This window comes from Pedobacter sp. A2324, assembly GCF_059693705.1.
The window spans coordinates 496,218-510,973 of sequence record NZ_JCASSK010000003.1; the positions used below are offsets into that span (position 1 = coordinate 496,218).

The 14,756-nt window shown below is 41.6% G+C and carries 10 protein-coding genes; 3 read left to right on the forward strand and 7 right to left on the reverse strand.

What is annotated here, in order from left to right; genetic code table 11:
• Positions 1 to 55: 55 nt before the first annotated feature.
• From AC570I_RS11430 to AC570I_RS11440, 3 genes are all read right to left on the reverse strand, one after another.
• Entirely contained in the window at positions 56 to 1,231 is a 1,176-nt protein-coding gene (locus tag AC570I_RS11430; RefSeq protein WP_497405528.1) for an acetyl-CoA C-acyltransferase, read from the reverse strand.
• A gap of 127 nt (positions 1,232 to 1,358) precedes the next feature.
• A complete protein-coding gene (locus AC570I_RS11435; RefSeq protein ID WP_497405529.1) occupies positions 1,359 to 3,764 on the reverse strand; it encodes a 3-hydroxyacyl-CoA dehydrogenase/enoyl-CoA hydratase family protein in 2,406 nt (801 codons plus the stop codon).
• 1 nt (position 3,765) lies between these two features.
• Entirely contained in the window at positions 3,766 to 4,200 is a 435-nt protein-coding gene (locus AC570I_RS11440) for a MarR family winged helix-turn-helix transcriptional regulator (protein WP_497405530.1), read from the reverse strand.
• Positions 4,201 to 4,322: 122 nt separating this feature from the next.
• Here AC570I_RS11440 and AC570I_RS11445 point away from each other — a divergent pair, with 122 nt between their 5' ends.
• On the forward strand, positions 4,323 to 5,291 hold the full coding sequence (locus AC570I_RS11445) for a hypothetical protein (RefSeq protein ID WP_497405531.1): 969 nt from the start codon (positions 4,323 to 4,325) through the stop codon (positions 5,289 to 5,291).
• A 104-nt stretch (positions 5,292 to 5,395) separates the two neighbouring features.
• On the opposite strand, the gene AC570I_RS11450 is transcribed toward AC570I_RS11445, so the two are convergent.
• The 3 genes from AC570I_RS11450 to AC570I_RS11460 all read right to left on the reverse strand — a co-directional run bounded on the left by AC570I_RS11450 (position 5,396) and on the right by AC570I_RS11460 (position 10,306).
• Positions 5,396 to 6,718, reverse strand: a complete 1,323-nt coding sequence (locus AC570I_RS11450) for a DUF6089 family protein (RefSeq protein WP_497405532.1) — start codon at positions 6,716 to 6,718, stop codon at positions 5,396 to 5,398.
• A gap of 119 nt (positions 6,719 to 6,837) precedes the next feature.
• The gene (gene ggt, locus AC570I_RS11455; protein ID WP_497405533.1) at positions 6,838 to 8,559 is read right to left on the reverse strand and encodes a gamma-glutamyltransferase; all 1,722 of its coding nucleotides are present in this window, start codon (positions 8,557 to 8,559) and stop codon (positions 6,838 to 6,840) included.
• Positions 8,531 to 10,306 (reverse strand): AMP-dependent synthetase/ligase, encoded by a 1,776-nt coding sequence (locus AC570I_RS11460; RefSeq protein ID WP_497405534.1) that lies wholly within the window; start codon positions 10,304 to 10,306, stop codon positions 8,531 to 8,533. Before AC570I_RS11460 ends, ggt begins: the two co-directional genes overlap by 29 nt.
• A 254-nt stretch (positions 10,307 to 10,560) precedes the next feature.
• On the opposite strand from AC570I_RS11460, the gene AC570I_RS11465 reads away from it, so the two are divergent.
• Positions 10,561 to 11,025, forward strand: a complete 465-nt coding sequence (locus AC570I_RS11465) for a hypothetical protein (protein ID WP_047798840.1) — start codon at positions 10,561 to 10,563, stop codon at positions 11,023 to 11,025.
• 563 nt (positions 11,026 to 11,588) lie between these two features.
• On the opposite strand, the gene AC570I_RS11470 is transcribed toward AC570I_RS11465, so the two are convergent.
• Complete coding sequence (locus tag AC570I_RS11470; protein WP_497405535.1) at positions 11,589 to 13,370, reverse strand: M61 family metallopeptidase; 1,782 nt, start codon at positions 13,368 to 13,370, stop codon at positions 11,589 to 11,591.
• A gap of 287 nt (positions 13,371 to 13,657) precedes the next feature.
• Between AC570I_RS11470 and AC570I_RS11475 the strand changes: the two genes are divergently transcribed.
• Positions 13,658 to 14,755 carry an efflux RND transporter periplasmic adaptor subunit gene (locus AC570I_RS11475; protein ID WP_497405536.1) on the forward strand — a complete coding sequence of 366 codons (1,098 nt, stop codon included), beginning with the start codon at positions 13,658 to 13,660 and terminating at the stop codon, positions 14,753 to 14,755.
• Position 14,756: the final 1 nt, after the last annotated feature.

Sequence of the window (14,756 nt, forward strand, 5' to 3'; positions counted from 1 at the left end):
TCTAATAGCGAGTATTGAAAGTCGCTTTATTTTAAACTTAATCAGTACGGTATGGCTATAGCAGTTCAAATATTCCAGCTGCACCCTGTCCCGTACCTACACACATGGTAACCATTCCATATTTTTTATCCTGCCTCTTCAACTCATTTAACATCTGCACAGAAAGCTTTGCGCCTGTACAACCCAGTGGATGACCCAATGCAATTGCTCCACCGTTTACATTGATGATATCAGGATTCAAATCCAGAGTTCTGATGATCGCTAAAGATTGAGAAGCAAATGCCTCATTCAGTTCGATCAGATCGATATCGCTTTGTTTTAAACCCGCTTGCTTTAATGCTTTTGGAATAGCCTCAATTGGTCCAATGCCCATAATTCTCGGTGGCACGCCAGCAACGCCGTAACTCACTAATCGTGCAATCGGCTCTGCGTTCAGCTCTTTCATTTTCTTTTCAGAAACCACCAAAACAAATGCTGCACCATCTGAGGTCTGCGAAGAGTTACCGGCAGTTACACTGCCGACAGCATCGAACACAGGCTTAAGCTTAGCCAGCTTTTCCAGTGTTGTATCTGCCCGGGGCCCCTCATCGGTATCTACCACGTAAGAACGGGTTTTCTTCTTCAGGTTCTCGTCCAGGTAACTTTCATTGACGGTGATAGGCAAAATCCCGTCTTTAAGGTGACCGTTTTTAATGGCCTGAATGGCTTTCTCATGAGATTTCAAAGAAAATGCATCCTGGTCTTCACGGCTTACATTGTACTCTTTTGCAACTGCCTCGGCCGTTAATCCCATGCCCCAATACCAGTCGGGATTATTTTTGGCAACCTCAGCATTGGGTACAAGTTTCCAGCCACCAAAGGGCATTCCACTCATTACTTCCACTCCACCGGCAATAATGCAATCGGCCATACCCGCTTTAATTTTCGCAACCGCGGTAGCAATGGTATCCAAACCAGAGGCACAATAACGGTTTACCGTAACGCCAGGCACTTTATCCGTATCCAGGCCCATCAGCGAAATCATCCTGGCAATATTCAAACCTTGCTCTGCTTCTGGTGTAGCATTACCCACAATTACATCATCAATCTGTTCCTTATCCAGATTTGGAACCGAGGCAACCAATGCTCTGATTACTTCTGCAGCCAAATCATCAGCTCTTGTAAAACGAAATACGCCACGTGGAGCCTTGCCCACTGCTGTACGATATCCGGCTATAATATATGCTTCCATTGTTTTTGTATCTAGTAGCGAGTATCAATTATCAAGACAAAGCTCAGCTTGAAATCGCCATTTTTTTTTTAAATCTGTTAGTAATCCCGATACTCATACCTTAATAGTCGTATCCTTGTACTAACTTCTAATTCCTCAACGGTTTTCCTTTAGTAATAATCGACTGGATCCTTTCCAATGATTTTCTTTCTCCGGCCAGTGACAAAAATGCCTCCCTTTCCAAATCCAGTAAATATTGTTCACTCACTTCAGTTGGGTAGGATAAATCACCGCCACACATTACATAACCCAGTTTTTCTGAGATTTTCTTATCGTGTTCAGAAATGAAGTGTCCGGCATACATGCTGTTTGCCCCTGCGTACACAATCCCCAGCCCCTGTTTACCCAGCACTTTAATATCTGTACGCTGAACAGGTTTAGTATATCCTGCCTCTGCCAGCTCAATGGCTTTCGCTTTCGCATCCGCCAGTAACCTGTTTCTGTTCATCGAAATCGAGAACTTATCTTTCTGCAGATAACCCAGTTCGTAAGCTTCATAACCCGAAGTCGACACCTTTGCCATACCGATTGTCAGGAAGCGTTCCTTCAGTGCATTTTGTACAATCTGATCGTCTTTATATTCATCAGAGGCCCGTAAAGCAAACTCTTTTGTTCCGCCACCACCAGGAATAACACCTACACCGAATTCTACTAGCCCCATGTAAGTTTCCGCAGAAAGCTGCACATGATCAGCGTGTAAGCTGAACTCGCAGCCACCACCAAGTGTTAAATTATGCGGCGCAACCACAACCGGAATGGATGAATAACGAATGCGCATAGAAGTATTCTGAAACATGCGGATGGCCATATTTAATTCGTCCCACTCCTGCTCTACAGCCATCATGAAAATCATCCCTACATTTGCACCGGCAGAAAAATTTGCGCCATCGTTACCAATAACCAAACCGCGGTAATCTTTCTCGGCCATATCAATTGCCTTATTGATACCCGAGATCACATCTCCACCGATGGTATTCATTTTAGTATGGAATTCTACATTCAAGATGCCATCACCCAGATCGATAATCGAAACGCCGGAGTTTTTCCACAGCGTTTTGTTTTCACGGATGTTATCTAAAATTATAAACTCGTCTGTACCCGGCAGCGCTTTATAGGATTTGCTAGGGATATCATAATATTTTTTAATCCCGGATTCCACTTTGTAAAATGTGGTATGGCCTGCATCAAGCATTTCCTGAACCCATGGAGCCGCTTTATTTCCATACTGCTCCATGCCTTCAATCCCTTCCTTAACACCAACAGCATCCCAAAGCTCAAAAGGTCCTAACTCCCATCCGAAACCTGCACGCATCGCATCATCAATGCGATACAATTCATCTGAAATCTCCGGAATCCGGTCTGAAACATATTCGAATAATCCAAAAGAGGAATGGCGGAACAATTCACCAGCTTTATCTTTTCCTTTGGCAAAAATCTTCATTCGCTCACGTAGATTCTCAACAGGCTTGGTCATCTCCAGGGTAGAAGATTTTACCTTTTGTTGTGGTTTATACTCAAGCGTTTTTAAATCCAGCGCAAGGATTTCCGTTTTACCTTCGGCCGTTTTAGTTTTTTTATAGAAACCCTGTTTGGTTTTATCACCCAGCCATTTATTTTCTTCCATTTTTTGCACATATGCAGGAAGCTTAAACAGCTCGTGTGCTTTATCCTCAGGGCAATTGTCATAAAGTCCTTTTGCCACCTTGATCATGGTATCCAGACCAACCACATCAGAAGTGCGGAAGGTAGCTGACTTTGGTCTGCCCAATGCCGGTCCGGTAAATTTATCTACCTCCTCTACTGTCAGGTCAAGCTTTTCTACCAGATGCAACAGTGCCATAATTGAATATACCCCAACCCGGTTTGCAATAAATGCCGGCGTATCTTTACACAAAACGGTTGTTTTACCTAAAAATTTATCACCATAGTGCATCAGGAAATCAACAATTTCGGGCCTGGTATGTGGTGTTGGAATAATCTCCAGCAACTTCAGGTAACGTGGAGGATTAAAAAAGTGTGTTCCACAGAAATTTGCCTTGAAATCCTCACTCCTGCCTTCCGCCATTAAATGAATAGGGATACCAGAGGTGTTGGATGTAATTAACGTTCCGGGTTTACGGAACTGCTCTACCTGTTCAAAAACCTTTTTCTTAATATCCAGATTTTCTACCACCACCTCAATCACCCAGTCAAAACCTGCAATTTTCGACATATCATCGTCGAAGTTTCCGGTTTTAATCTTGTTCAATACTTTTTTAGAATAAACCGGAGAGGGATTTGTTTTTACAGCACTTTGCAAAGCTGCATCTACGATCCTGTTTTTTACTACTGGTTTATCCAGCGTCAATCCTTTTGCCTGCTCTTCGGGAGTCAGTTCTTTTGGCGCAATATCCAATAGCAAAACCTCTACACCAATATTGGCGAAGTGGCATGCAATACGCGAACCCATAATCCCCGAGCCGAGAACGGCAACCTTGTTTATGCTTCTTTTCATGTTAATCAACAGTATATGCTACAGTTATATCATTTAGTTTAATTAATAAATTAATGAATGTCTCCTTTTCCTTTTTAGAAAAATGCTCGTCGAGATATTCATTAAATTTTCGAACAACACCTTTGGCCAAATGTTTTTTCTCCTTACCAAAATCGGTTAGAAACACTTTTACCGAACGTTTATCACCTACAGAGGTTTCACGATAAATCAGTCCCGCCTCCTCCATATTATTCAGCATACGCGACAAACTTGTCGCTTTTACGCCAAGTAGCCCAGCCAGGTTAGAAACAGCAGTTCCTTCATCATCATTAATGTTAATCAACATGTACCCGATAGCCTGTGTAATGCCAAAACTGGCAGCCATCTGGTTATATTTATTAAACATGTTCTGCCATGCAAACTTCACGTGATAATCTAATGTTTGCTGTTGTTTCATTTTGTTAATTTATTATGCTTGCATAACAAAGCTAATGAATGTATTTTGTTATTGCAATAGAAAAAAAGAAAATAATTGTTAAAAGATTATTAATATTGAGCCACACACAAATCACGATGATTATGAGAAAACTATGGCTCCTTCTGGCCCTGGTATTAACATTTGGTATGGCTCCCAAAGCTCAGGTGACCTACTATGGAAAGGAATTGTTCAACAGTCAGAAACTCCAGGTACTTCAACAAACAACAACGCTGTTTACCCTCCAATACAAAAACTACCAGGACCTGCAGCAATTCGATGAGGCCATCAAAAAAGTATGGACAGTAACCCCATATAAAATTATTAAGCCCGAAGAGCTTTCAAAATATCAAACGGCTGAGCAGTATTCCTTCTTTTCTTTTGATATTTTCAATACTAAAATGGACGAGGTCCTGACCAGCAACATCATTTATTCTTTGGCTTTGGTTACCCCCTCTGATGTACCCAAAAAGAAAAATATCTATACTCTGGCCTATCTTACCCTTTCACCAGATTTATATACAGGCATAAATGCACAACAGCGAAGTGGCGGTAAGGAAGAAATCTCAAGAACAGTAAAAAGAAATCTGATTGGAGATTTTTATAACTCATCTATATTTTTTAACTGGTCTCCAGGATTTTTAGCAGGCTATTTAAAACAAATCAATGATGGCCTCTTATTTGGACAAAGCCGCTCACTCGATTTTCAGTTTTACAATAAGATCCGTGTTCCGGAGCTTACCAAAGAAACATTGTATGTCCCTGAATACATCCGTCAGCTTTTTTCTGCGCAGCAAACGGCAAGCTCCCCCGCAGATGAAAAACTGGAACCTTATAACTACAAACTCAAATTTGTAACCAGTGAGCAACTCGACAGCCTAATACTGGCACCTCAATCCAGTTTAAAATATCTGATCTATACCAGGCGTAACAACGACAAAATAATCAGTATATACGACAGTAAAGACAACCAGATCATTTATCAGATGTTATCACCAGGAAAACCTGATGTGGAGATGAACGACCTGAACAAAATTAAACAGGTAATCAAGTCTATTGCCTCGAACCAATAAAAATATAAAAGTACCCTGAACAAAACTATTCAGGCGTCACTAAAAAACGAAAGCGCCCCGGTAACAGCCAGGGCGCTTTCGCTTAAAATGATAATTCGATATGCCTAGTAAAGCGTAAACTCTACACGACGGTTTTGTTGACGACCAGCTGCAGTTTTATTGGTTGCAATCGGCTGATCAGGTCCGTAACCAGTAGCTTCGATACGGGATGCATTCGCACCTTGTGTTACCAGATAAGCCTTTACTGATTCAGCTCTTTCTTTTGATAAACGTAAATTTAATTCTCTTGAACCAGTGATATCAGTATGACCAGCTAATTTCAAACTGAAGTTTTTCTGGATCAATAGAGCAGCAACACGATTTAAAGTAGCAAACGATTTAGAACGGATGGTAGCTTTACCCAAATCAAACTCTAAATTGGAAATCGCATCTTTAACTACTTTACGATCTTCTTCAGTGATGATTCTTTCTACCACTTTTTCAGGAGTTTTCAATGGACAACCTGAACCATCTACTACAGTACCAGCTGGTGTTCCAGGGCATTTATCTAATTTATCAGCAACACCGTCACCATCTGTATCTTTTAATATATCAGCCATCTCTGAGCGCAATTTTGCATTTTCTGCTTTTTGCGCATCTAAATCAGATTTTAAGGCATTTGCTGTGTTTTTTGCCGCTACTGCTTCATCGTAAGTTGCAGCAACAGGGTTGTGGAAAGCAAGTTGTTTACCAGTACCTAAAGCAAACTCTAAACCAGCATGTGCATAGCTGTATTTGTCGTTTCCGTTTCTGTAAACACCATCTAAATTATCACCATCAACATAATTGAACGTCCATCCTAAATCAAAATTTACAGCATCAGAAATCTTAAACTTAGCACCTAAACCTACAGGAATAATCAATTCATTGATTGTTTTTCCACCACCAAAAGCAGTAGTTCCGCTAGCGGTAGTAATGGTTGGCTGATAACCTGCGAAACCAGCTCCGGCTAATGCATAAAGCTGTAAAGCATTCTCTTTTTTAAACATGTCGATGTTAAACATGTTTACTACTGCATTTAAAGTAGCCGAGTACTCTAACTGGGTTTCAAAAGACCTCACAGCTGAATTATTTGCTGCGCCACTTCCGAAAGCTTCCGTATTATCACCACTTAATTTACCTCTAACTCCATCTAAACGAAGTGAGAAGTATGGAGTAAATTGTTTTTTGATATACAAGCCATAACCAAAATTGTATTTGTTATTGCTAAAATCGTTTCTGCCACCCAGCGGTGAAACAGGTGTTAGAACTCCGGCATTAACACCGATAGACCAGGTTCTGAATTTTGCAGCCGTAGTGGCAGAAGGTGTTTCCTGCGCTAAAGCGGCCGATCCCATAAACAAACCAGCTAGTGCAACTGGCAGTGCTTTGAATAAACTTACTTTCATAATTTTTGTATAACGTTGAAAAAGCGTCATCCACAATATACAATTGTTATACCAAAAATATTAAGGCCCTTCAATAGTTTTTCCACAGCGGTGGAAAGCTTTTATTTGTCCAACGAAATCTAATAACCAACTGCTTTATCGTCTCCCCTTGGATCAGCACCACCTTGATAATAACCCCACTTAGTTTTTAAAATGGCATCTACTCTTCCAATAGCTCCACGAGGAACGATTTTGTAGCCTTTTGCCTTCAACTTCTCAACAGCAATGCTGTCGATTGCATCTTTTTCAATATACACTTCATCCGGCAGCCATTGATGATGAAATTTTTTGGCTGCAACAGCAGGTTGCATCCCCATATCAAAATCAATCACGTTGATAATGGTTTGGAAAACGGAAGTAATGATGGTAGATCCACCTGGCGTACCCACAACCATGAAAAGTTTTGCATCTTTCTCTATAATCGTAGGCGTCATTGAACTTAACATTCTTTTGTTTGGCGCAATGGCATTGGCTTCTCCTCCAACCAGACCATACATATTTGGTGCACCCGGTTTCACTGAAAAGTCGTCCATTTCATTGTTCAGTAAAAATCCGGCACCCTTAACCGCTACAAGCGATCCATAAGAACCGTTCAGTGTGGTAGTAATTGAAACGGCATTGCCATCATGATCAACGATAGAAAAGTGAGTAGTTTCTTCGTGTTCCTTGCCTTTAACCTCTCCTGCCATAATCATGCTGCTTGGTGTAGCTGCATTCCAGTTAAAATTTGCCATCCGACCCTTATTGTAAGCAGCATGCAGCAAACCTGGTTGTGGAACCGCGTAAAAATCAGGATCGCCTAAATGCGTTGCACGGTCGGCGTATACCCTGCGCTCAGCTTCCACGATCACCTGAACTGTAGAATCGGCATTATGCCCCCATCTTTTTAAAGGATAGGACTCTACCGATTGAAGCAGCTGAACGAGTGCAATACCACCACTTGATGTTGGTGGCATGGTGATGATTTTGTAACCTCTGTAGTTCCCTGTAATGGGCTTTCTCCAGGCAGAGTGATAGTTCCTCAAATCTTCTCTGGTAATCAAGCCTTTTCCACGCTGCATTTCTGCAACCAGCGAATCGGCTACTGCACCTTCGTAAAATCCTGCCCTTCCTTTTTCCTGAATCAGTTTTAATGTATTGGCCAGTTCTTTTTGTACCAGTAAGTCATTTTCTTTCCAGGTACTTTCCAGGTTAACAAAGGCCGTACCGTTGGGGTTAAAATCCATGAACTTTCGATGTAGTCCGTTTAATTCAGTAGCCTGACGTTTAGTAATTTTAAATCCGTTTTGAGCAAGCTCAACTGCAGGTTGCAATACCTGTGCCCAGGTCAGTTTACCATATTTCTGATGGGCCTCAACCATGCCATCAACCGATCCGGGTACCCCCGCGGCTAAATGTCCATATAAACTCTTCGATACAATCGGGTTGCCAGAAGCATCCAGATACATATCCCTGCTGGCTCCCGCAGCAGCTTTTTCCCTAAAATCCAGGGCATTAATTTCGCCAGATGCCGAGCGGAAAACCATAAATCCGCCGCCCCCTATATTTCCGGCATTCGGATAAACTACTGCCAATGCAAACTGAACAGCTACCGCTGCGTCAACTGCATTCCCTCCTTTTTTTAAAATTTCCACCCCAACTTCCGATGCTTCCGGATGGGCCGAAACGACCATTCCGTTTTTATATTCTCCGCTATTATTCTTACCAAGCTGTCCGCCGGCACAAGCAGCAAAAAAAATAGTTATCGCAATCAGTATCGAGGTAATTTTAAAATCAGTTAGGGGCCTTATAGTTTTCTGCATCTTTATATATTTTTTCTATGATATCGTTATTTTTCTCCGTTATAATTTTTCGTTTCAAACTTAGTTTAGGTGTTAACTCCCCGCCATCAATACTCCACTCTTTAGGCAATAAGGCAAATCGCTTTACCTGCTCCCACTTACCGAAGTCCACATTGGCGGCCTCTATAACCTCATTATATTTCGCCTGCACCTGCGCATCTTTAATTATCTCTTCATTGCTGGTAAAACTAATTCCCTTTCGGCCGGCCCAGGTTTTCAGTGTTTCAAAATTCGGCACAATCAGCGCTGATGGAAATTTCCGGTTTTCACCCAAAACCATGATCTGCTCAATGAATATAGATTCCTTATATTTGTTCTCCAGCATTTGCGGCGCCACATACTTACCTCCCGCCGTTTTAAACATCTCTTTCTTACGGTCGGTTATCTTCAGGAAGCGGCCGTCAATCAACTCACCAATATCACCTGTATGAAACCAGCCATCCGCATCTACGGCTTCTGTAGTAAGGTCAGGCCGGTTATAGTAACCTTTCATCACCTGATGACCTCGTGTTAATACCTCCCCATCAGTTGCAATTTTTACTTCCACACCTTTAATCACCTCACCTACGGTACCAAACATGGTTCCGCCAAAATGATTTACCGTAATCACCGGCGAGGTTTCAGTCAAACCGTAACCTTCAAAAACGGGCATCCCCGCCGCCCAGAAAATTCTGGCCAGGCGCGGGTTTAAAGCTGCACCGCCAGAAACAATCACCACAATTTCTCCACCGAGGGCCTCCTGCCATTTCTTGAAGACCAATTTCCTGGCAATTCCAAGCTTCAGGTTATACCAGGCACCGGCATCAGTAGTATATCTCTCTGCAACGGCCAGCGACCAGAAGAAGATACCCTTTTTAATCCCGGTAAGCGCCTTACCTTTCTCCATTATCTTATCATAGACTTTTTCAAGCAGCCGGGGGACCGTCGAAAATGCATTTGGTTTCACATGTTGTATATCGGCTACGATAGTTTCCATGCTTTCGGCATAGTAAATCTCCATCCTGTTGAACAGGTACAGATAAATAATCATGCGTTCAAAAATATGCGACAGCGGCAGGAAGCTTAAACCTTTATTCACACCCCCGGGCATAACCACGGCAGAATTTATAAAGTTAGCCACCAGGTTATGATGGGTAAGCATTACGCCTTTCGGTGTACCTGTAGTGCCTGAGGTATAAATGATTGTTAAAATGTCCTCCGGCGTAACCTTCGACCGGTGATCGTCAAGATTAATATTTTTACTTTGCTTTCCGTTCTCGGTAAGTACCGTCCAGCAATCTACATTTTCTATGGTATTAAAACTGTAAATTTTGATAGCCGGGTTTACTTCATCTACACAAGGTTTAATCTTTTTATATAAATCCTCATCAGCGACAAAGATGATGGCGATTTCAGCATCTTTGAGTATAAACTGGATATCATGTTCAGCGAGTGTAGGATATAGCGGGATCTGATAGGCACCAATCTGATTGGCAGCGAAATCTGCAATATTCCACTCCGGCCGGTTATGCGACATCACTGCCACACGGCCGCCCTTGCCTATTCCGGCATTTATTAATCCGCGACTTAAATTATCTACACTCACACAAAAATCAGCTGTACTGTAGTTAACCCATTTGCCATTAATTTTTCCGTTAATAAACGCTTGCTTCGGTTTTTCCAGGTTGTGTTTCAATAAATCGAAAACCCTTGTAATTTCTGCCGCCATATGATGATATAATATTTGGTTAAGTTAAAAAATCCAACATTAAGATGTACTGATCCTGATGTTTTTTAATTTAAAAATGATGTAAGGGTAACCAACACCAAAATTTTTGCAGGTCTTTTAGTTACAGCAATAAACTTACCAATAACAAAATTACTATGCAAGCATTGTTTTTTCATCTCATTAACTTTTTACCCAAAAAACAGAAACGGCATTAAAGTTGTTAGGCTGATGATATTTACAAAAACATTTAAATTATGAAAAAGTTATTTACAATTTTTGGATGCATCGCGTTATTTGCATTAACAGCTACAACAGTTAAAGCGCAGAATTACAAAACTGGGCTAGGATTAGGAATTGACTTTGGCGATGGCGCTACATTGGTAGGTCCTTCAATCAGACACCACTTCAGTCCGAAAGCAGCCATTCAGGGTGATGTATTGTTCGGCGGAAACTCAACCATTATTCAAGGGTTCTTACAATACAATTCGGCTATTCCGGGAGCAAAAGGATTAGACTGGTATTTAGGTGGTGGTCCATCAATTCAACTGTATGACGGAGGATCAAGTTTCTATCTTGTACCAATGGTAGGTCTCGATTATAAATTTTCAGGAGCGCCTTTGGCGTTAGCTCTTGACTGGAGACCAAGACTTTATATTGGCGATAACGACAGCGACTTTAACGCCGGAAGATTCGGCTTAGGTTTCAGATATACTTTTTAAGAAATAGTAATATAATTTAGAACCGTTGCCTTTCAGGCAGCGGTTTTTTTTTGTTCTGAGGGTTAGGAATGCCCTTGCAAGCATTATAAAAGCCGATATCGGCTGATACTAACAAATCCATATGAAATTTGTTTCGTTGAGCCGTTGTTCGGGAGCTCTTCGGGAAGTGTTCGGGAAAACCCCTTGTTTGTTCGGGAAACGCTCGACTGAGCTTCGGGAAGTGTTCGGGAAGCGTTCGGGAAGTGGTCGGGAAGTGGTCGGGAAGCCCTCGGGAATTCTCCCAGACAACATGCAGAAAAGTTCTGGACAAGTTCGGGAAATGTTCTGCCAGCCATCGGGTGAGACCAAAGCAAAAGACGAACCCTACCCGAAGTTTAGGCGAACTTGCCTAAATGTTGTCCCGGAGTTGTCTGGTGTAAAACTAAATAACTAGCTGAATAACACACGATAATGCTTATTCACCTATGCTGTCATCCGGATTTCCACCATTGGATCAATTCAGAAGGTTAAACAAAAAAACCGCCAGGTAAACTGACGGTTTTGAATTATTGTTTATGGAATACCTATTTCCCCAGCCACTTTGCAAAAACAGCTTTTTGTGCAGGCGTTGCATTGGTATTGATAGTGGCTTTCAACCGTACACTTGGATTTTCTTTCAGGTTTAACGATATCTCTTTGTCTAAACCATCCCGTTTAATTTTAAGCTTTAGTACGTCGCCGATGTTTTTCTTTCCAACCAATGGTAGGGTTTCTAACGATAGCATCGGACTTTTCAGTTTTACAGTCGACAGCGCATCGCTTATCGTTACGTCATCTACCGACACAATCTCATCGTTCACATTTAAACCTGCAACCCATGCCGCAGAATTCCGGGTAATTGACGTTACAGTGATTGCGCCATTGTTGTTCAACTGACCCGCAGCTCCGGTAACGGGTTTGCCTGGAGTGGCATTTTCCGTAGTCACATCTACTCCGGCGTAACCAAAGTATTTTACATATTCTGCATCGTCAACACCATTTACATACTTGGCCCAGAAACTGGTAAAACTAATGCCTGAAACCTTTTCAACCATTGCTTTAAATTCAGCATCAGTATAGCCACGTTTAAGGGTTTTACATTGCCAGTACATCGCCTTCATTACATCATCCAGACTTTTTGCACCCTTGGTGGCATTGATAATTTCCAGGTCCATTAAAATCCCGATCACCTCACCCTTATTGTAGTAAGAGATAGAATTGTTTTTTGAATTCTCATTCGGACGATAGCCGATAATCCACGCATCATAACTGGAAGATGCAGCCGACTGGTATTTTGCACCCGGTGTATTTAACACGGTGCCTATTGCACCCGCCAAATCAGTTACAAATGTCGCTTCATCATTAAAACCTGCCCTGTGCATATATTTATTCTCATAGTAGGAAGTAAAACCCTCCGCTACCCAAAGATTGGTTGTATAATTCTCATTATCATAATCAAAAGGGCCTAAAGCTACCGGACGCAGGCGCTTTACATTCCACAGGTGATGATATTCGTGGGCTACCAATGCCAAAAAGCCTTTGTAACCTGCTTCAGTTGAATAGGCATTTCTGGAAGCGCCAAGGGTTGTAGAGTTTAAATGCTCCAAACCGCCCCCGCCACGTTGAAAGTTATGCACGATAAAAACGTAATGCTTATTTGGGTTTTCGCCATATACTGAAGTGGGCTCTTCCACAATTTTAGCCATATCTACTTTTAGCTTTTCCTTATCGTAATTTCCACCACCATACATGGCCACTTCATGACGGACACCCGCAGCAGTAAACTCAAATACATCCTGATTGCCAACTTCTATAGGGCTATCGTATAAAATATCAAAGTCTGATGCTTTATAGGTGAAAGCCTGACCTGAAACCGACTCTAAACCTGTAGAAACTTTACTCCAGGTATTAAATGGTATAATCTTAACCGTACTGGGTGATTTGATCATCCCGTCAGGATGCATAAAAATACCTGTTGGCGATAAGAAGGCATGCGATTCATCAATAAAAGCGGTACGCACTGAAATTTCGAATGCATAAACCCGGTAATTGATCTGAATATTTGATGCCTTTGCTGAGAAAATTCTCCAGGTATTTTTCCTTACTTTTTCTACTCTGGCAATTTTTCCGCCGGCAGTAGCCTTGAATTCTTCAACACTTTTCTCAAATTCACGCACTAAATACGATCCGGGAGTCCAAACCGGCATCTTAACATCAACGTAATCTTTGGTCAGGCCCGAAATATTCATCTGAACTTCTGCATAATGCGCTTGCGGCTCCTTAAATGAAACCTCGAAGCCAATTTTCACCTGTGCTTGTGCTCCCATAATACACGTTAGTAGTAAAACTAAACTTAAAACTGATTTTTCATTAAACATATTGAATGTGCTTTGCCACAAATTTAGATTTATTGAAGATGATTTAGCATAAAATTAATACTTATGGTGTAAAATAGTTGTTTCGCTCAGGACCCGATGCAGCTTCATGTACCATCCCGGATGGTAACATCTTAAATACAACAAATTTTGGACTAAACTATTTGGATATTTTTACACTCTATTCTGTAGCGTTAATTTAGTTTTAATGCACAGATAAGCAGAACTCAAATATAAACATGAAGAAAAGGTATATCATTTATACAGTTTTGGCTTTAGGCCTCGCCTATTTAGTATACTACAGAATTAACGCGAATAAAAAATTAGAAGGCAAGGGCGGTGCTTCATCCGGACAAGGTAAGGGTGCCGATAAAGGAAAAGGAAGTGGCCCTGCACCCATGGTGGTAGATGGAATGGTGGTAAAAACTACTTCTTTCGACACCGACCTGGAAGTAACCGGCGTGATCGAAGCCAACGAATCTGTGGTATTAAAAAGCGAAGTTTCAGGTTTGGTTACCGGAATCTTTTTCACTGAGGGAACAAATGTATCCAAAGGCAGTGTTCTGGTAAAAGTGAACGATCGAGACATCCAGGCGCAACTTCAGGAAGCATTGACTAAACAGAAGCTATCAGGCACAAATGAAAACAGGGCAAAACAACTTTTGGAAAAAGGTGCCATAAGTCAGGAAGAATATGACACCTCGCTTGCCGACCTCAAGTCGCTTCAGGCGCAATCCCAGCTCATCAGGGCACAGCTGGCGAAAACAACCATCAGAGCACCCTTTTCAGGAAGAATTGGCTTAAGGAGTATTTCTGCAGGTACATATTTAACCCCTGCAACAGTAATTGCCAATCTGGTAAGTACAAACCCCATCAAGATTACTTTCTCTGTTCCGGAAAAATATGCTGGTCAGATTAAAATGGGTTCATCAATTAATTTTACTACCGATGGTGTCTCTAAACAGAATACCGGAAAGGTTTATGCTATCGAACCGGGAATTAATGCAGCAACGAGAACTTTACAAATCAGAGCACTGGCGCCCAATGCCGACAATAAGCTTCTTCCTGGTGCATTTGCCAAAATAAAACTAGCGCTGAATACTTTACCCAATGCCATTTTAATTCCTAATCAGGCCATTATTCCTGTTTTAAAAGGCAAGATTGTGTATATTCAGAAGAATGGAAAAGCTCAGGAGGTAAAGGTGGAAGCCGGAACACGTACTGACGAAAATATCGTAATCACATCGGGATTAAAAGTTGGCGACACCGTTTTAACCACGGGTTCTATGGCTTTAAAAAAGGATGCTCCGGTAAAAGTTAATTTAGTTAAAAATTAAA